An 18,194-nucleotide genomic window follows, 5' to 3' on the forward strand; every position below is an offset into this window, starting at 1 on the left:
CCCTTCACCGGGCGGGTGCCCAGGAAGGGGGACGGTAGTTGACGGTGTGTCAGATGGCCAGAGTCCGGCGCGGAGGGCTACGGCTCAGACGGCTGTGACTCAGACCCCTGCGGGCTCAGACGCCTTTGGCTCAGACGGTTCGGTGTCCTGGGTCCGCGGTGCCTCAAGCGAGGGCTTCGGCAGCGCCAGGTACAGCAGACCCGAGATCACGATCGTCGCGATCCAGCCGAGGCCGTACTCGCCGATGGGGTTGTTCGACGCCAGCGGGCCGGTGAACCAGTCCGACGTGGTGAACAGCAGGCCCACCACCAGGGACACGCCCCAGGCGATCACCGCGGCCGGGGCGAAGCCGCCCTTGTACCAGTAGGCACTGGTGCGCGTGGTGTCGAGCAGGGCCTCGCCGTCGTACTCCTTGCGGCGCAGCATGTCCGCGCCGAAGACGCCGATCCAGGCCGAGAAGGCCACCGCGAGCAGCGACAGGAAAGCGATGAAGGAGCCCAAGAAACTGGTGGCGACCAGCATCAGGATGCCGCCGAAGACCAGCGAGATAAGGGCGTTGATCGACACGGCCCAGTGGCGGGCGACGGTGAAGCCGAGGGTCTGCGCGGTGAAGCCCGCCGAGTACATCGACATGGCGTTGATCAGCAGCATGCCGACCAGCGCGATCAGCAGATAGGGCACCGCGATCCCCATCGGCAGGATCTCACCGAGGAACGAGACGGGGTCCTTGGCGTTGGCCAGATCCGGAGTGGAGACCGCCATCACCGCACCCATCAGGACCATCGGCAGGACGACGATCCCGGCGCCGCCGATGGAGTTGCCGACCATCGCCCTGGCGGAGGCCGTACGCGGCAGGTACCGGGTGAAGTCCGGGGCCGAGGGAATCCAGCTGACACCGCCCGCGGCGATCATGCCGATACCCGCGACCACCATCGCCGTGCTGCCCGCCGGGCGGTCGAAGACGGCACTCCAGTCGGTGTTGAAGATCAGATAGACCAGTACCAGGACCGAGAACCCGCCGAACAGATACGTCGCGTATTTGTTGCACCTCTGCACGGCGTGAATGCCGAGGCCGGAGATCACGAAGGTCGCGATCACGAAGAGCAGCAGCGTGACGATGACCAGCGGGGTGCTCTTCTGGATGCCGAAGACGATGTCGAGCACCGTGAGCAGCGCGTACGCGCCCGTCACCGCGTTGATCGTCTCCCAGCCCCAGCGGGCGACCCAGATCAGCGATCCCGGCAGCAGGTTCCCGCGCTGCCCGAAGACCGCGCGGGACAGGGCCATACCCGGAGCGCCGCCCCGCTTGCCCGCGATACCGAACAGGCCGACCAGGCCGTACGACAGACTGGGGGCGGCGACCGCCACGATGACGGCCTGCCAGAAGTTCAGCTGGAAGGCCACCACCAGGCTCGCGCCCATGGTGAGCAACAACACGCTGATGTTGGCGGCCACCCAGGTGGGGAAGAGTTCGCTGACCTTGCCGGTGCGCTCGCTGTCAGGGACCGGGTCGAGACCTCGGGTCTCCAGGGCGGTGCCTTCGGCTTCGGCGGTAGTGCTCATGCGTGGGTGTGTCCAGACCTCTTGTGCGGCTCGACGGTGAGCCGTTGGGGGCGGGAGGGTGCAGCGCCGACTCTACGCGCGTTGACACGGCCCTCACCATCGTACTTTGATCTGAGTAGTGCCTTGTAGGGTCTTTTGTCCTTTGGGGGAAGCTCCAACCGGCGGGGTTCGGCGGCCGATGACTGATACTGGGGCTGTTATGGAAATCGTCATCCTTGCTGTAGTCATCGCCCTGGTCGCGATCGGCCTCGTCAGCGGGCTCGTGGTCGGCAGTCGTAAGAAGAAGCAGCTGCCCCCCACGGCGCCCTCGGCCACGCCGACCGTCACCGCGCCCCCAGCCGAGCCGCATGTCGGCGAAGAGGCCGAGAAACCGCGCGACGAGCCACGCCGCACGATCGAGGAGGTCACGCTCCCCGAGGCGGAGGCCGCGCCCGCCGGGCCCGAAGCCCCGATCGCCGTCGAGGAGCCCGAGGCTCCCGCCGCGCCCGAGATCGAGGTCCCCGAGCCCACAGCGGGCCGACTGGTCCGGCTGCGTGCCCGGCTGTCCCGCTCCCAGAACGCCCTCGGCAAGGGGCTGCTCACGCTCCTCGCGCGCGAGCACCTCGACGACGACACCTGGGAGGAGATCGAGGAGATCCTGCTCACCGCCGATGTCGGCGTCGCCCCCACCCAGGAGCTCGTCGAGCGGCTGCGCGAGCGGGTGAAGGTCCTCGGCACCCGTACCCCGCAGGACCTGCGCGCCCTGCTGCGCGAGGAGCTGCTGCAGCTCGTCGACCCCACCATGGACCGGGTCGTCAACACCGAGTCCGACACCGAGGCCCCCGGCATCGTGATGGTCGTCGGGGTCAACGGCACCGGCAAGACCACCACCACCGGCAAGCTGGCACGGGTCCTGGTCGCCGACGGCCGCTCGGTGGTGCTCGGCGCGGCCGACACCTTCCGGGCCGCCGCCGCTGACCAGCTGCAAACCTGGGGCGAGCGGGTCGGCGCCCGTACGGTGCGCGGCCCCGAGGGCGGCGACCCGGCGTCGATCGCCTTCGACGCCGTCAAGGAGGGCATCGAGGAGGGCGCTGACGTCGTCCTCATCGACACCGCGGGCCGACTGCACACCAAGAGCGGCCTGATGGACGAGCTCGGGAAGGTCAAGCGGGTCGTCGAGAAGCACGCGCCGCTGGACGAGGTGCTGCTGGTACTCGACGCCACCACCGGGCAGAACGGCCTGGTGCAGGCCCGGGTCTTCGCCGAGGTCGTGGACATCACCGGCATCGTGCTCACCAAGCTGGACGGCACGGCCAAGGGCGGCATCGTGGTCGCGGTCCAGCGGGAGCTGGGCGTACCGGTCAAGCTGGTCGGACTCGGCGAGGGCGCGGACGACCTGGCGCCGTTCGAGCCGGAGGCTTTCGTGGACGCGCTCATCGGAGACTAGGGGACCCGGAGACCCGGAGACCCGGAGACCCGGAGACGAGAAGCCGACCTGACGGAAAGGACCCGCCCCAGGGTGCAGCTGGGGCGGGTCCTTCCGGTTGTGGCTCAGCTGGACGTCGCTCGGCGTGGTCCTGGGGCCGGATGGCGGTGGGACGCGTACGCCAACGCGCCCAGCAGGAGCCGCGCCTGCGGTGGCCGGGTGGCCGAGTCAAGCGCCGGGGCGCGCAGCCAGCGGACCGGACCGAGGCCTCCGCGGTCCGACGGCGGCGCGGTGACGTACTCGCCCGGGCCGATGCCGCGGAGGTCGAGCTCGGCGTCGTCCCAGCCCATCCGGTAGAGCAGCGTGGGGAGTTCGGCCGCGGCGCCGGGGGCGACGAAGAACTGGGCGCGGCCCTGCGGCGTCGCCGTCACCGGCCCGAGCGGCAGGCCCATCCGCTCCAGGCGGACCAGGGCGCGGCGCCCCGCGGGCTCGGAGACCTCCAGGACGTCGAAGGCGTCGCCGACCGGCAGCAGCACCGCGGCGCCGGGGAACTCGGACCAGGTCAGGGTGACTTCGTCGAGTGTGGCCCCGGCCGGGATACGCGCGGCGCGGTCCAGTGGGTGGGCGCCCGGCGCCGTACAAGCGCGGTCGCCGCAGGAGCACGCCCCGGCGGCGGCACGCGCGCCGGGGACCGCGTCCCACCCCCAGAGACTGGTGAACTCCGCCACCGCGGTGCACTCCGAGGTGCGCCCGCGGCGGCGGGCGCCGGGCCTGATCTCCCGGATTCCGCGGCTGCCGCCGATCGTGAAGCCCATGCCCCCTCCAACGGGTCGAGCGCGTCGCTGGTTACGAACCGAAGTGGACCCGTGACCCACAGTGGGCGATGCCCGTTCTGGCAGCGTCCAGGAGTGTCACGGGTGGTGCGCCGGGCCGCGTACGCCCTGGCGTGCTTCGGTCCGCCCACTCGCGGATGGCCTGTGTCAAGTGAATCGCGTGTAGCGGTTCCTGAGTTCATTCGAAGGGGTGGCGAATGGTGGCGTTTCCGCGAACCCCCTCGCCGGAGGGGTGATCGTAGGATTACTTTCGGTACACGAGCCCAGGGGATGTGCGTGCTCGTGGGTATGCCGGAGGCAAGCCGTTTTCTTGTTCGACGAGTGACAACGGGCGGACGGGAGGCCTCAAGTCACGGCATTCTGTTAGTACTTCGCGTACGAACGCGCGACATCCGCGCGGCATCCGAGCTTCAGGAATGGGGGTGTTCCAGTGGGCGGCACCGGCGACAGCGTGGGAAGCGCTGACAAGCGCCCTAACGACCAACTGACTTCGTGGTTCGTGCGGAGCGGCTGGTCCAAGGGTGAACTGGCACGCCAGGTGAACCGCAGAGCGCGCCAGATGGGCGCCAACCACATCTCCACGGACACCTCGCGCGTGCGCCGCTGGCTCGACGGCGAGCAGCCACGCGAACCCATCCCCCGCATCCTCTCCGAACTCTTCTCCGAACGCTTCGGCGCCGTCGTCGCCATCGACGACCTGGGCCTGCGCACCGCGCACCAGACGCCGTCCCTCTCCGGAGTGGACCTGCCCTGGACGGCCCCGCAAGCGGTGGAACTGATCAGCGAGTTCTCCCGCAGCGACCTGATGCTGGCGCGGCGCGGCTTCCTGGGGACGTCACTGGCCCTCGCCGCGGGCCCCGCGCTCATCGAGCCCATGCAGCGCTGGCTGGTGCCCACTCCGGTCGCGCCCGCCGCGGCCAAGGAGCCGGGGTCCCAGGCACGGCGTGGATCGCGGCTGTCGGGGCCCGAACTCGAACTCCTCGAGGCCACCACGGTCATGTTCCGCAAGTGGGACGCCCAGTGCGGCGGCGGGCTGCGCCGCAAGGCCGTCGTCGGCCAGCTCCACGAAGTGACGGACCTGCTCCAGGAATCCCACCCGGAGGCCACCGCCAAGCGGCTCTTCAAGATCGCGGCCGAACTGGCCGAGCTGGCGGGCTGGATGAGTTACGACGTAGGGCTACAGCCCACCGCGCAGAAATACTTCGTCCTCGCCCTGCACGCCGCGAAGGAGGCGGGGGACAAGCCGCTCGGCTCGTACATCCTGTCCGGCATGAGCCGTCAGATGATCCACCTCGGACGCCCCGACGACGCGCTGGAGCTCATCCACCTCGCGCAGTACGGAAGCCGGGACTCCGCCACCGCCCGCACCCAGGCGATGCTGTATGCGATGGAGGCCCGCGCGTTCGCCAACATGGGCCACCCGAGCAAGACCAAACGCGCCGTGCGGATGGCCGAGGACAGCTTCGCCGACGCGATCGAGACGGCCGAGCAGGAGCCCGACTGGATTCGCTTCTTCTCCGAGGCCGAACTCAACGGCGAGAACTCCCACTCGTACCGCGACCTCGCCTATGTGGCCGGCCGCAGCCCCACCTACGCCTCGCTGGCCCGCCCGGTGATGGAGCGCGCCGTCGAGCTCTTCGGCAAGGACACCGAGCACCAGCGTTCGTACGCGCTGAACCTCATCGGGATGGCCACCGTGCACCTCCTGGAGCGGGAGCCCGAGCAGAGCACGGTCCTGGTCGGGGAGGCGCTGGACATCGCCAAGAAGGTCCGCTCGGAGCGGGTCAACACCCGGCTGCGTAAGACCGTCGACACGGCGCTGCGGGACTTCGGTGACGTGGCTGAGGTCATCGACCTCACCGACCGGCTCGCCGTGCAACTGCCCGAAACCGCGGAGGCGGTCTAGGGACCCTCACACTCCGGCCGCGGCTCGCCGTCCCGAACAGCCCGACTCGGCTCCCCCGCCAAGTCATTCGGACGGCCAGCCGCGGTCGGTCCCCTCTTTGCGCCTAAACCGGCGCCGCTCTCGCGGACGTGGTTGCTCGCCGTTGGGGTCCTCAATTGATGGTTGCGGTTGGGGAGGGTATGTCCGAGGCGGGAGCCTTCGGGCGCGGTTCACTGGGGCGTAACACGTAGGCCGTGTTCGTCACTGGCCCGAAACATCGAGGGGCATCGACGGAAACGGCGCTGCGCCAGTCTCCTCAGCACAGTCGGCCCACCCCTTCAGAAGCATCCGCACGGGCCGTTCGCGATCACGAGGAGACTCGGCCTTGAATGGCGCAGATACCGCATTTGTCCTGATCAGTGCCGCGCTCGTCATGCTGATGACGCCCGGCCTGGCATTCTTCTACGGCGGCATGGTGCGGGTGAAGAGCGCCCTCAACATGCTCATGATGTCCTTCATCTCGCTCGGCATCGTCAGTGTGCTGTGGGTGCTCTACGGGTACTCACTGACCTTCGGCGATGACATCGGCGGCGGGCTGCTGGGCAACTTCGACCACATCGGCCTCAAGGGCATCAGCGCCGAGACGCTGACCGGCGGCGACGAGGGCATTCCGGTCCTCGCCTTCGCGCTCTTCCAGCTGATGTTCGCGATCCTCACGCCTGCCCTGATGAGCGGTGCGCTCGCCGACCGCGTGAAGTTCACCGGCTGGGCGCTGTTCATCGCCCTGTGGGTCAGCATCGTGTACTTCCCCGTCGCCCACTGGGTGTGGCAGGCCGACGGCTGGCTGTTCCAGCTCGAAGTGATCGACTTCGCGGGCGGTACGGCGGTCCACATCAACGCGGGCGTCGGCGCCCTGGCCGCGGTCCTCGTCGTCGGTAAGCGCATCGGATTCAAGAAGGACCCGATGCGCCCGCACAGCCTCCCGATGGTGGTACTCGGCGCGGCCCTGCTCTGGTTCGGCTGGTTCGGCTTCAACGCGGGCTCCTCGCTCGCCGCCAACGGCACCGCCGCCCTGATGGCCTTCAACACCCAGGTCGCCACCGGCGCCGCGATCCTCGGCTGGCTGATCTACGAGCGCATCAGGCACGGCGCGTTCACCACGCTGGGCGCCGCCTCCGGTGCCATCGCGGGTCTGGTCGCCATCACTCCGGCTGGTGCCCACGTCAACGCCTTCGGCGCGCTCCTGATCGGCGTCGTCGCCGGTGCCGTCTGCTCCTGGGCCGTCAGCCTCAAGTACAAGCTGAACTACGACGACTCGCTCGACGTGGTCGGCGTGCACCTCGTCGGCGGTGTCATCGGCACCCTGCTCGTCGGCTTCCTCGCCATCGACGGCGTCGGCGGCGTCAGCCAGTTCGGCAAGCAGGCCATCGGCGCCTTCTCGGTGATGGCGTACTCCTTCGTCGTCTCCTACATCCTCGCCAAGATCGTCGATGTCACCATCGGCTTCCGGGCCTCCGAGGACGACGAGACCAGCGGTGTCGACCAGGCCTTCCACGCCGAGACGGCCTACGACTTCAGCGCGGTGGGCGGCACCCCGATCAGCCGTACGCTGCCCGCAGCGAGCAACGACGAGAACAACGCGGCCGCGCCGCAGACCAAGAAGGTGGAAGCGTGAAGCTCATCACGGCAGTTGTGAAGCCGCACCGGCTCGACGAGATCAAGGAAGCCCTGCAGGCTTTCGGCGTCCAGGGCCTCACGGTGACCGAGTCCAGCGGCTACGGACGCCAGCGCGGCCACACCGAGGTCTACCGCGGTGCCGAGTACACCGTGGACCTCGTGCCGAAGATCCGGATCGAGGTGCTGGCCGAGGACGATGACGCCGAACAGCTCATCGACGTGGTGGTCAAGGCCGCCCGCACCGGAAAGATCGGAGACGGCAAGGTCTGGAGCATCCCGGTCGAGACCGCCGTCCGGGTACGCACCGGCGAGCGCGGCCCCGACGCGCTCTGACCGACACGGACAGACAGCAGATCGACAAGGAGTCGCTGGGTGACGGGTGTGGACGTGACTACGGGAACGGAAGACACAGGCAGTACGGAACCCAGCGGCTACGCGGCGGCCCGGCTGCGCCTCCTCCAAGGAGAGGCGCGGTCCGGGCCGCCGCGCCGTGCGGCGCTGGCCGAACTCACCGACGGCTGGCTCACCCGGCTGTTCGCCGCCGCGGCGGCCGACACCCGGGGCATGGCACTCGTCGCCGTCGGCGGGTACGGGCGCGGTGAGCTGTCACCGCGCAGCGACCTGGACCTGCTCCTGCTGCACGACGGCAGCGCGGACCCGGGCACCGTCGCCTCGGTCGCGGACCAGATCTGGTACCCGGTCTGGGACCTGGGGCTGGCCCTCGACCACTCGGTCCGTACTCCCGCCGAGGCGCGCAAGACCGCGGGCGACGACCTCAAGGTGCAGCTCGGCCTCCTCGACGCCCGGCACCTCGCCGGGGACCTGGGCGTGACCGCCGGACTGCGCACCGCGGTCCTCGCGGACTGGCGCAACCAGGCCCCCAAACGGCTGCCCGCCCTGCGGGAGCTCTGCGAGGCACGGGCCGAGCGCCAGGGCGAGCTGCAGTTCCTGCTCGAACCCGACCTCAAGGAGGCCAGGGGCGGCCTCCGGGATGTCACCGCCCTGCGCGCCGTCGCCGCCTCCTGGCTGGCCGACGCCCCGCGCGCCGGGCTCGCCGACGCCACCAGGCGGCTGCTCGACGTACGGGACGCCCTGCACCTGGGCACCGGGCGCGCCACCGACCGGCTCTCCCTCCAGGAGCAGGACCAGGTCGCGGCCGGTCTCGGCCTGCTGGACGCGGACACGCTGCTCCGCCAGGTGTACGAGGCCGCCCGGACCATCTCGTACGCGAGCGACGTCACCTGGCGCGAGGTCGACCGGGTGCTGCGCTCACGCGCGGCCAGGCCACGGCTGCGGAAGCTGCTCGGCGCGGGCAAGGCGGCGCCCGAACGGACCCCGCTGGCCGAGGGCGTCGTAGAGCAGGACGGCGAGGTGGTGCTGGCGCGCACGGCGCGGCCCGAGCGGGATCCGGTGCTGCCCCTGCGGGCCGCCGCCGCTGCCGCGCAGGCCGGTCTGCCGCTGTCCCCGCACGCCGTACGCCGCCTCGCGGGCGCCGTACGCCCGCTGCCGACCCCCTGGCCCGCCGAGGCCCGGGAGCAACTGGTGACCCTGCTGGGCGCGGGCCGCAGCACCGTCGAGGTGTGGGAGGCACTGGAGGCCGAAGGCCTGATCACCCGGGTGCTGCCGGACTGGGAGCGGGTGCGCTGCCGCCCCCAGCGCAACCCCGTACACACCTGGACCGTCGACCGGCACCTGGTGGAGACGGCGGTACGCGCCGCCGAACTGACCCGTCGCGTCGGACGGCCCGACCTGTTGCTGGTCGCGGCCCTGCTGCACGACATCGGCAAGGGCTGGCCGGGCGACCACTCGGTGGCGGGCGAGACCATCGCCCGCGACGTGGCGGCGCGGATCGGCTTCGACCGGGCCGATGTGGCCCAGCTCGCCTGTCTCGTACGGCACCATCTGCTGCTCGTCGAGACGGCGACCCGGCGCGATCTGGACGATCCGGCGACCGTCGGCGCTGTCGCGGCGGCGGTCGGTTCCGTATCGACGCTGGAGCTGCTGCACGCGCTCACCGAGGCGGACGCGCTGGCGACCGGGCCCGCCGCCTGGTCGTCGTGGCGCGGGTCCCTGGTGGCCGACCTGGTCAAGCGGGTGACGGCGGTCCTGGACGGGGAGGCCGTGGAACCACCCGAGGCCGCGGTGCCGACCGCCGAGCAGGAGCGGCTCGCCGTCGAGGCGTTCCGCACGGGCGGTCCCGTCCTCGCGCTGCGGGCGCACCCGGAGGCCCCGGGCGCGGACGCGGGCGCGGACGACGATCCCGAGCCGCTCGGTGTCGAGCTGCTGATCGCGGTCCCGGACCAGCCCGGGGTGCTGCCCGCGGTGGCGGGGGTGCTGGCGTTGCACCGGCTGACCGTGCGTACCGCGGAGGTGCGCGGTCTTGAGCTGCCGGACGGTCTGGGCAAGGAGGTGCTGTTGCTGGACTGGCGGGTGGCGGCGGAGTACGGGTCGCTACCGCAGGCCGCGCGGCTCCGGGCGGATCTCGTACGGGCCCTCGACGGGTCGCTCGACATCCCGGCCCGGCTGGCCGAGCGCGAGGCGGCGTACCCGCGGCGCCGGGGCGTCTCGGCGCCGCCGCCGCGCGTGACGGTGGCCCCGGCCGGGTCGCGACTGGCGACGGTGATCGAGGTACGGGCCCAGGACGCACCAGGGCTGCTGCACCGGATCGGGCGGGCGCTGGAGGGGGCGGACGTACGGGTGCGGAGCGCCCATGTCTCGACGCTCGGCGCGAACGCGGTGGATGCTTTCTATGTCACAGGCCCGGACGGTGCACCCCTGCCGGGCGAGGAGGCGGCGACGCTGGCCCAGGCACTGGAGGGTACGTTTCGGGGCTGAGGCCAGGGAGCTTCCTTTCCCCCGCCCCGCCCCTGCCCGTATCGGGGGGCAAACCCCCAGACCCCGAATCGCCCTTCGGGCTGGTCCTCAATCGCCGGACGGGCTCAAATTGAGCCCGTCCGGCGATTGAGGACTCTCGGGAAGGGGCGGGGCGGGGACAGAGCCCTGGCGCGCGCTACCGCGAACCGCACCGGAACCAGACCAGCACACCCCGCGGTGGAGACCCCACCGCCAGCGGCCAGATACCCTGGAGGGCGTCTGTCCGCCCGCACCCGACCCGAGGATCTGCGACCGCCGTGTTCGATACTCTTTCCGATCGCCTCGCAGCGACTTTCAAGAACCTTCGCGGCAAGGGGCGCCTCAGCGAGGCGGACATCGATGCCACGGCGCGTGAAATCCGTATCGCGCTCCTTGAGGCGGACGTCGCCCTCCCCGTCGTCCGGTCCTTCATCAAGCAGGTCAAGGAACGGGCAGCGGGGGCTGAGGTCTCGCAGGCCCTCAATCCGGCCCAACAAGTGATCAAGATCGTCAACGAGGAGCTCGTCGGCATCCTCGGTGGCGAGACCCGCCGCCTGCGCTTCGCCAAGAACCCGCCCACCGTGATCATGCTCGCGGGTCTGCAGGGTGCCGGTAAGACGACGCTGGCCGGAAAGCTGGGCCGGTGGCTCAAGGGCCAGGGCCACTCGCCGCTGCTCGTCGCCTGTGACCTACAGCGTCCGAACGCCGTGAACCAGCTGAGCGTCGTCGCCGAGCGCGCGGGCGTCGCGGTGTACGCGCCACAGCCGGGTAACGGCGTCGGCGACCCGGTCCAGGTCGCCAAGGACTCCATCGAGTTCGCCCGGACGAAGGTCCACGACGTCGTCATCGTCGACACCGCCGGACGCCTCGGCATCGACCAGGAGCTGATGCAGCAGGCCGCGGACATCCGCGACGCCGTCAGCCCGGACGAGGTCCTCTTCGTCGTCGACGCGATGATCGGTCAGGACGCGGTCAACACCGCCGAGGCCTTCCGCGACGGCGTCGGTTTCGACGGCGTCGTGCTGTCCAAGCTGGACGGCGACGCCCGTGGTGGTGCCGCGCTCTCCATCGCGCACGTCACCGGCCGCCAGATCATGTTCGCCTCCAACGGCGAGAAGCTGGACGACTTCGACGCGTTCCACCCGGACCGCATGGCGTCCCGCATCCTCGGCATGGGCGACATGCTCAGCCTCATCGAGAAGGCCGAGCAGACCTTCAGCCAGGCCGAGGCCGAGAAGATGGCGGCCAAGCTCCAGAAGGGCCCCAAGGAGTTCACGCTCGACGACTTCCTGGCTCAGATGGAGCAGGTCAGGAAGATGGGCAGCATCAGCAAGCTGCTCGGCATGCTTCCCGGCATGGGGGAGATGAAGAGCCAGATCGACAATCTCGACGAGCGGGACGTGGACCGCACCGCGGCGATCATCAAGTCGATGACCCCGGCCGAGCGTGACCAGCCGACGATCATCAACGGCTCGCGCCGGGCCCGTATCGCCAAGGGCTCGGGCGTCGAGGTCAGCGCGGTGAAGAACCTGGTCGAGCGGTTCTTCGAGGCTCGCAAGATGATGTCGAAGATGGCTCAGGGCGGCGGTATGCCGGGGATGCCTGGTATGCCGGGCATGGGTGGCGGCCCGGGTCGGCAGAAGAAGAAGCAGAAGCAGGCCAAGGGCAAGCAGCGCTCCGGTAACCCGATGAAGCGCAAGCAGCAGGAGCTGGAGGCGGCCAAGCGCCGCGAGGAGCAGGCCGGGGCGGGCGGCGCGTTCGGTCTGCCGGGCGGGGAGCAGCAGAAGGACTTCGAGCTCCCGGACGAGTTCAAGAAGTTCATGTGACGTCACGACGTTCATGTGACGTAGCAGCGTGATCTGCGCGTAAGGGGCGCCCTCCAGGAGGGGCGCCCCTTACGCGTACCCATGGCGTAGTGAACATGCCGGGAATGTCCCGTACGCCAATAATGGCCAGCGTGACCAGTCCCGTGCCCCCGCGCGACCGCACCGACCAGCCGTGGCGCTCCGAGGGAGCACCGCCGCCCCCGCCGCAGAAGCGGAAGATGCGCTGGGGCGCTCTGATCCTGACCGCGCTGCTCGTCTACCTCGCCACCAATGTGGTGCTCTCGTTCTTCGGTGATGACGCGCCCAGGACCATCTCGTACACCGAGTTCAGCAGCCAGGTCACCGCGGGCAACGTCGCGAAGATCCACGCCAAGGGCGACCAGATCCAGGGTGACCTGAAGCAGGCCGCGGACGTGCCCGGTGACGACAACGGCACCTACGACCGGTTCACCACCCAGCGCCCCAGCTTCGCCGACGACAACCTCTGGGACGAGTTGACCGAGCACGAGGTCGAGGTCGCCGCTGAGCCGGTGTTCGAGGAGCCCAGCCTGCTCAGCAATCTGCTGATCGCGCTGCTGCCGATCCTGCTCCTGGTGGCCCTGTGGGTGTTCGTGGCCCGGCGGATGGCGGCGGGCATGGGCGGCGCCGGAGGCATGCTCGGCCGTAAGGCTCCGCCCAAGCCGATCGAGATGGAGTCCGGCAAGCGCACCACCTTCGAGGACGTCGCCGGGATCGACGAGGTGGAGGGCGAGCTCAACGACGTCGTCGACTTCCTCAGGAATCCCGACTCCTACCGCAAGATGGGCGCGAAGATGCCGCGCGGTGTCCTGCTGGCCGGTGCGCCCGGAACCGGCAAGACGCTGCTCGCGCGGGCGGTCGCGGGCGAAGCCGGAGTGCCCTTCTTCTCGGCCTCCGCGTCGGAGTTCATCGAGATGATCGTGGGCGTGGGCGCCTCGCGGGTACGGGAGCTGTTCGCGGAGGCCCGCAAGGTGGCACCGGCGATCATCTTCATCGACGAGATCGACACCATCGGCCGGGCCCGTGGCGGCGGCTCCGGCATGGGCGGACACGACGAGCGCGAGCAGACCCTCAACCAGATCCTCACCGAGATGGACGGCTTCTCCGGCTCCGAGGGCGTGGTCGTGGTCGCCGCCACCAACCGCGCGGACGTCCTGGACCCGGCCCTGACCCGCCCCGGCCGGTTCGACCGTACGGTCCAGGTCAGCCCGCCCGACCGCGGCGGACGCGAGGCCATCCTGCGGATTCACACCCGCGGGATCCCGCTGGCCGAGGACGTCGACCTCGCCCAGGTCGCCCGTACGACACCGGGAATGACCGGTGCGGACCTCGCCAACCTGGCCAACGAGGCGGCCCTGATCGCGGTCAAGCGGAACCGGCGGGAGGTCACCCAGTCCGACCTCTCCGACGCCCTGGAGAAGGTCCAGCTCGGCGCCGAACGCCCGCTGGTCATGTCCGACGAGGACCGCCGCCGTACCGCCTACCACGAGAGCGGCCACGCGCTGCTCGGCATGCTGCAACCTGGCGCCGACCCGGTCCGCAAGATCACCATCGTGCCGCGGGGGCGGGCGCTCGGGGTGACGCTGTCGACGCCCGAGGCCGACAAGTACGCGTACACCGAGGACTATCTGCGGGGGCGCATCATCGGCGCGCTGGGCGGGATGGCGGCCGAGCATGTGGTCTTCGACGTCATCACGACGGGTGCTGAGAACGACCTCGAACAAGTCACCGCCATCGCCCGGGGCATGGTGGCGCGCTGGGGCATGAGCCAGCGGGTGGGTCGGCTGTCCGCGCTGCCGAACAACGGACAGCAGCAGCCGTACGGTCTGGCGGCGGCTCCGGCGACGCTCGACGTGGTGGACCACGAGATGCGGCGCATCGTCGACGAGTGCTACGAGAGCGCCTGCGACCAACTGCGGGAGAACCGGGGGCGGCTGGACGCGCTGGCGACGGCGTTGCTGGCGAACGAGACCCTGGAGGAGGCGGAGGCGTACCGCGCGGCGGGCATCACCCGGATGACGAAGGACACGTGAGGGCCTGGCTCAGCGGGTGCGGGCGATCAGGTACCGGAAGACGTTCGCCATCCATACGGTGCCGTCCCGGCGGACATGCGGGTGCAGCGCCTCCGCCAGTTCCTTCGTCACCTGTGCCGGATCGGTGGCCTCGATCGCCGTCTCGAACAGTCCGGTCGACAGCAGCCCGCGCACCGCGCTGTCCAGATCCGCGTATCCGAAGGGGCAGGCCACCCGCCCCGAGCCGTCCGGCCGCAGCCCGGCCCGCTGGGCGACCTCCTCCAGGTCGTCCCGCAGCGCGGGCCGCCAACCGCCACTGGCCCGCAGCGGATCGGCGAGCCGCGACGCCACCCGCAGGACCGACGACGTGGTGCACCGCTCGGGTGGGCCCCAGCCGGCCAGCACCACCGGGGCGCCATGCTCGGCGAGCGGCGCGGCCCGCTTCAGCAGCGCGGCCAGGCAGTCGGAGTCCCCGGCCGCGCACCCGATCGGCTGAAAGGCGGTCACCAGGTTGTACGGGGGCAGCTCGGCCGCCGTCGCCGCTTGGTCAACGTCGTGGGCCAACAGGTGGGTGTGCCCGGCCAGCTGGGCGTGCTCGGCCCGCGCGGCCGGGGCAGGGCCGGGCAGCAGCCGCTCATGGGCCAGCGCCAGCCGCTCCGGTGCCGCTGGCTCGACACCGGTCACCGTCGCGCCCCGGGACGCGGCCAGCAACAGCGCGAGCCCGGAGCCGCAGCCGAGTCCGAGCAGCCGGGTGCCCGGGCCGATCTCCAGCCGGTCGTACGCCTCTTCGTAGAGCGGCACGAGCATCCGTTCCTGGATCTCCGCCCAGTCACGCGCGCGCGCCCGCGCGTCCGTACCTTCGGTACGGGAGGGGGACGCGGCCCCTGGCTGGGGAAGCTGTCGTCGTACGAGCGTGGGTGTCATCGAAAGTGCCCCAATCGACGAGAGGTGACGAGAGGTGACGAGAGTGACGAGAGGTTCCCCTGGTACGTGTTCTCCGCCCCCGTGTCCGTGCGCGCACGTCCCCCGTATGCCAGGGAACTGCGCATCCGCGACGGCGTCCAGGGGTTGTCGGGTCCCGCTTGCGCGCCGCGCGGGGCGGGGCGAGTCGTACCATGCGCGCTATGGCAAAGGCTCCCGTTCTCACGCCCCAGGCGGACGACTTTCCCCGCTGGTACCAGGACCTGATCACCAAGGCCGAACTGGCTGACAACGGCCCGGTGCGCGGCACCATGGTCATCAGGCCGTATGGCTACGGGCTCTGGGAGCGGATGCAGCAGGAGATGGATGCCCGTATCAAGGAGGCGGGTGCCCAGAACGCGTACTTCCCGCTCTTCATCCCGCAGTCGTACCTGACGAAGGAGGCCCAGCACGTCGAGGGCTTCGCGCCCGAGCTCGCGGTCGTCACGCGGGGCGGCGGCAAGGAGCTCGAAGAGCCGGTCGTCGTCCGCCCCACCTCCGAGACGGTCATCAACGCCTCCTTCGCCAAGTGGGTGCAGAGCTACCGCGACCTCCCGCTCCTGATCAACCAGTGGGCGAACGTGGTCCGCTGGGAGATGCGCCCGCGGGTCTTCCTGCGCACCACCGAGTTCCTCTGGCAGGAGGGCCACACCGCGCACGCCACCTACGAGGAAGCCCGGGACTACGCCGCGTACATCCACCGGCGGGTGTACGCGGACTTCATGGAGAACGTGCTGGCCATGGATGTGGTGCTCGGCCGTAAGACGCCCCAGGAGCGTTTCGCGGGCGCCATCAACACCCTCACGCTCGAAGCGATGATGCGCGACGGCAAGGCCCTGCAGATGGGCACCAGTCACGAACTCGGCACCAACTTCGCCCAGGCTTTCGGTACGCAGTACCTGTCGAAGGACGGCAACCAGGAGCTGGTCTGGCAGACCTCCTGGGGCAGTTCGACCCGGATGGTCGGCGGGCTGATCATGTCGCACGGCGACGACAACGGTCTGCGCGTACCGCCGCGCCTCGCGTCCGTCCAGGTCGTGGTGATGGCCATCAAGGGAGACGAGGCCATCACCAAGGTCCGTGAGATCGGCGAGCGGCTCAAGGCCGCGGGCATCCGCGTCCAGGTCGACGACCGCGTGGACACCCCCTTCGGGAGGCGCGCGGTGGACTGGGAGCTGAAGGGCGTGCCGGTGCGGATCGAGATCGGCCCGCGCGACCTGGCGGCGGGCACCGCGATGCTGGCGCGCCGTATCCCGGGTGGCAAGGAGCCGGTGGCGATCGACTCCTTGGCTGGATTGCTTCCTGAGGTGTTCGAGGAGGACCAGGCGCGGCTGCTGGCGGAGTCCAGTGCGCGCCGGGTGTCCCGTACGACGGATGTGGCCACGGTCGAGGAGGCCGCCGAGGTGGCCGCGGCGGGCGGCTGGGCGCGCCTTCCGTGGGCGACGCTCGGCGGTGAGGGCGAGGCGAAGCTGGCGGAGAACGCCGTGACCGTACGGTGTCTGCTGGCCGAGGACGGGTCGGTTCCGGACTCCGACGACGCACCCGGTACGGTCGCCGTGGTGGCCCGCGCATACTGACGCGTACTGAGGTGCCGGGCGACCGCGGATGCCCCGGAGCGACGAGGCCGAAATGCCTCTTGCGGATGTGATGAGAACGGTTACCTGGCGTGCGGAGTAGGCCTACACGCCGAAGAGCGGGGGCGGGCCCGCAGGGCCTCCGTTGAGGGCGGTGGTGGGAGACGGGCGGGCGTACGCGCTGCTACGTACCACAATCGTGTGAGCTGTGTGGCTTCTCCGCAGATCAGCGCACACGCCGTCGTCGTGACGCATGAGTAGCAACTGACGGGTACGTGCAAATTATTTGAGATGCCCCGTAATAGGAACACCGAGGGCACCCGGCTCGTTGTCACGACGTGAGCACGACACCACCTGTTCTCGCCGCAGAGCTGGCACAGGCGTGGGCCGACATTCAGCGGCACCACTCCGAGCTGCCGGATCTTGCCGCGCCCGAATCCCTGATCGGAGAGTCGTCGTCCGCCTGTGGCGCCGAGCTCTCCTTCGAGCGACTGCTGCACGAGGCAGTCCACGGCATCGCCGCCGCGCGTGGCATCCGTGACACCTCGCGCGCTGGCCGCTACCACAACCGCCGATTCCTGGCGATCGCAGAGGAGCTGGGCCTGGACCATCCCGAGGAACCGCATCCGAGTAGCGGCTTCTCGCTGGTCTCGCTCAACCCCGAGGCCAGGAAGCGCTACCGCCCGACGATCGAGCGCCTGCAGCGCGCCCTTCAGGCACACACCGCGGCGACCTCCGAGGACACGGCACGCAGCTTCCGGGGGCCTGCCGCACGGCACGGCTCGTCCGGTGGCGGCGTGCGGGTCAAGGCCGTCTGCGACTGCGGACGTAACGTCCGCGTGGTGCCGTCGGTGCTCGCCCAGGCGCCCATCGTGTGCGGTGGCTGCGGCAAGCCGTTCCGTATTCCCGAGGTGGTGGCCGCCGCGAGATGACCCAGGCCGGGGCCTGAGAGCCTGTCTCCGAGGGCGGTCGGCGCCGGGTCGGCCGCCCGAACGACGTATGGCACAATGGCTAGCTGTACTCGACAGCCGCATAGGAACCCTCTCATCCTCCGGCTGACGCGTCCATCGGGCACTCGGGTACCGCAACCCCACGCGGCATCTCGTTGTGCCCTACCACGTCAAGACCAGGAGACACCACTCCAGTGGCAGTCAAGATCAAGCTGAAGCGTCTGGGCAAGATCCGTGCGCCTCACTACCGCATCATCGTCGCCGACTCCCGTACCCGCCGTGACGGCCGGGCCATCGAGGAGATCGGCCTGTACCACCCGGTGCAGAACCCCTCGCGCATCGAGGTCGACTCCGAGCGTGCCCAGTACTGGCTGTCGGTCGGCGCCCAGCCGACCGAGCCGGTCATGGCCATCCTGAAGCTCACCGGCGACTGGCAGGCCCACAAGGGTCTCCCGGCCCCGCCGCCGCTGCTCCAGCCGGCGCCGAAGGCCGAGCGTCCGACCTTCGACGCGGTCGCCGTCGCCGACGAGCCCAAGGGTGAGGCCATCACCCAGAAGGCGAAGAAGGCCGACAAGAAGGCGGACGACGCCGAGAAGGCGGACGCGTCGGCTTCCGCCGCTGAGTCGACCGAGGCCTGA

The 18,194-nt window shown here is 70.2% G+C and carries 13 protein-coding genes; 10 read left to right on the forward strand and 3 right to left on the reverse strand.

Going from position 1 to position 18,194, the window contains the following annotated elements; translation table 11 throughout:
• Nucleotides 1-99: 99 nt before the first annotated feature.
• Nucleotides 100-1,563 (reverse strand): cytosine permease, encoded by a 1,464-nt coding sequence (locus tag GCN81_RS00375; protein WP_156721357.1) that lies wholly within the window; start codon nt 1,561-1,563, stop codon nt 100-102.
• 199 nt (nt 1,564-1,762) lie between these two features.
• On the opposite strand from GCN81_RS00375, the gene ftsY reads away from it, so the two are divergent.
• Nucleotides 1,763-2,989, forward strand: a complete 1,227-nt coding sequence (ftsY, locus tag GCN81_RS00380; protein WP_156721358.1) for a signal recognition particle-docking protein FtsY — start codon at nt 1,763-1,765, stop codon at nt 2,987-2,989.
• A 104-nt stretch (nt 2,990-3,093) separates the two neighbouring features.
• Here the strand turns inward: ftsY and GCN81_RS00385 are convergent, their stop codons facing one another.
• Complete coding sequence (locus tag GCN81_RS00385) at nt 3,094-3,783, reverse strand: bifunctional DNA primase/polymerase (protein WP_156721359.1); 690 nt, start codon at nt 3,781-3,783, stop codon at nt 3,094-3,096.
• A 448-nt stretch (nt 3,784-4,231) separates the two neighbouring features.
• Between GCN81_RS00385 and nsdA the strand changes: the two genes are divergently transcribed.
• The 6 genes from nsdA (at nt 4,232) to ftsH (ending at nt 14,093) form a co-directional block, all read left to right on the forward strand.
• The gene (nsdA, locus tag GCN81_RS00390) at nt 4,232-5,707 is read left to right on the forward strand and encodes a transcriptional repressor NsdA (protein WP_156721360.1); all 1,476 of its coding nucleotides are present in this window, start codon (nt 4,232-4,234) and stop codon (nt 5,705-5,707) included.
• A 364-nt stretch (nt 5,708-6,071) separates the two neighbouring features.
• Complete coding sequence (locus GCN81_RS00395; RefSeq protein ID WP_156721361.1) at nt 6,072-7,361, forward strand: ammonium transporter; 1,290 nt, start codon at nt 6,072-6,074, stop codon at nt 7,359-7,361.
• Nucleotides 7,358-7,696 carry a P-II family nitrogen regulator gene (locus tag GCN81_RS00400; RefSeq protein WP_156721362.1) on the forward strand — a complete coding sequence of 113 codons (339 nt, stop codon included), beginning with the start codon at nt 7,358-7,360 and terminating at the stop codon, nt 7,694-7,696. The genes GCN81_RS00395 and GCN81_RS00400 overlap by 4 nt, the downstream gene beginning before the upstream one ends.
• 39 nt (nt 7,697-7,735) lie before the next feature.
• Nucleotides 7,736-10,198, forward strand: a complete 2,463-nt coding sequence (locus tag GCN81_RS00405) for a [protein-PII] uridylyltransferase (protein ID WP_156721363.1) — start codon at nt 7,736-7,738, stop codon at nt 10,196-10,198.
• A 296-nt stretch (nt 10,199-10,494) separates the two neighbouring features.
• Nucleotides 10,495-12,042 carry a signal recognition particle protein gene (ffh, locus tag GCN81_RS00410; RefSeq protein ID WP_156721364.1) on the forward strand — a complete coding sequence of 516 codons (1,548 nt, stop codon included), beginning with the start codon at nt 10,495-10,497 and terminating at the stop codon, nt 12,040-12,042.
• A 131-nt stretch (nt 12,043-12,173) separates the two neighbouring features.
• Nucleotides 12,174-14,093, forward strand: a complete 1,920-nt coding sequence (gene ftsH, locus GCN81_RS00415) for an ATP-dependent zinc metalloprotease FtsH (RefSeq protein ID WP_197287425.1) — start codon at nt 12,174-12,176, stop codon at nt 14,091-14,093.
• Between the two features lie 9 nt (nt 14,094-14,102).
• On the opposite strand, the gene GCN81_RS00420 is transcribed toward ftsH, so the two are convergent.
• Nucleotides 14,103-14,996: an SAM-dependent methyltransferase gene (locus GCN81_RS00420; protein WP_156721365.1), complete on the reverse strand. Its 894-nt coding sequence runs from the start codon at nt 14,994-14,996 to the stop codon at nt 14,103-14,105.
• 200 nt (nt 14,997-15,196) lie between these two features.
• Here GCN81_RS00420 and proS point away from each other — a divergent pair, with 200 nt between their 5' ends.
• The 3 genes from proS to rpsP all read left to right on the forward strand — a co-directional run bounded on the left by proS (nt 15,197) and on the right by rpsP (nt 18,194).
• Nucleotides 15,197-16,609, forward strand: a complete 1,413-nt coding sequence (proS, locus tag GCN81_RS00425; RefSeq protein ID WP_156721366.1) for a proline--tRNA ligase — start codon at nt 15,197-15,199, stop codon at nt 16,607-16,609.
• A gap of 335 nt (nt 16,610-16,944) precedes the next feature.
• On the forward strand, nt 16,945-17,538 hold the full coding sequence (locus tag GCN81_RS00430) for a hypothetical protein (protein WP_156721367.1): 594 nt from the start codon (nt 16,945-16,947) through the stop codon (nt 17,536-17,538).
• Nucleotides 17,539-17,750: 212 nt separating this feature from the next.
• Nucleotides 17,751-18,194, forward strand: a complete 444-nt coding sequence (gene rpsP, locus GCN81_RS00435; RefSeq protein ID WP_156721368.1) for a 30S ribosomal protein S16 — start codon at nt 17,751-17,753, stop codon at nt 18,192-18,194.

The sequence above is a fragment of the Streptomyces apocyni genome, assembly GCF_009739465.1.
Classification (GTDB): Bacteria; Actinomycetota; Actinomycetes; order Streptomycetales; family Streptomycetaceae; genus Streptomyces; species Streptomyces apocyni.

Coding starts and splice junctions, on each gene's coding strand:
- ftsY (WP_156721358.1), top strand. CDS start 1,763: ATGGAAATCGTCATCCTTGCTGTAGTCATCGCCCTGGTCGCGATCGGC.
- proS (WP_156721366.1), top strand. CDS start 15,197: ATGGCAAAGGCTCCCGTTCTCACGCCCCAGGCGGACGACTTTCCCCGC.
- GCN81_RS00385 (WP_156721359.1), bottom strand. CDS start 3,783: ATGGGCTTCACGATCGGCGGCAGCCGCGGAATCCGGGAGATCAGGCCC.
- GCN81_RS00420 (WP_156721365.1), bottom strand. CDS start 14,996: ATGACACCCACGCTCGTACGACGACAGCTTCCCCAGCCAGGGGCCGCG.
- GCN81_RS00375 (WP_156721357.1), bottom strand. CDS start 1,563: ATGAGCACTACCGCCGAAGCCGAAGGCACCGCCCTGGAGACCCGAGGT.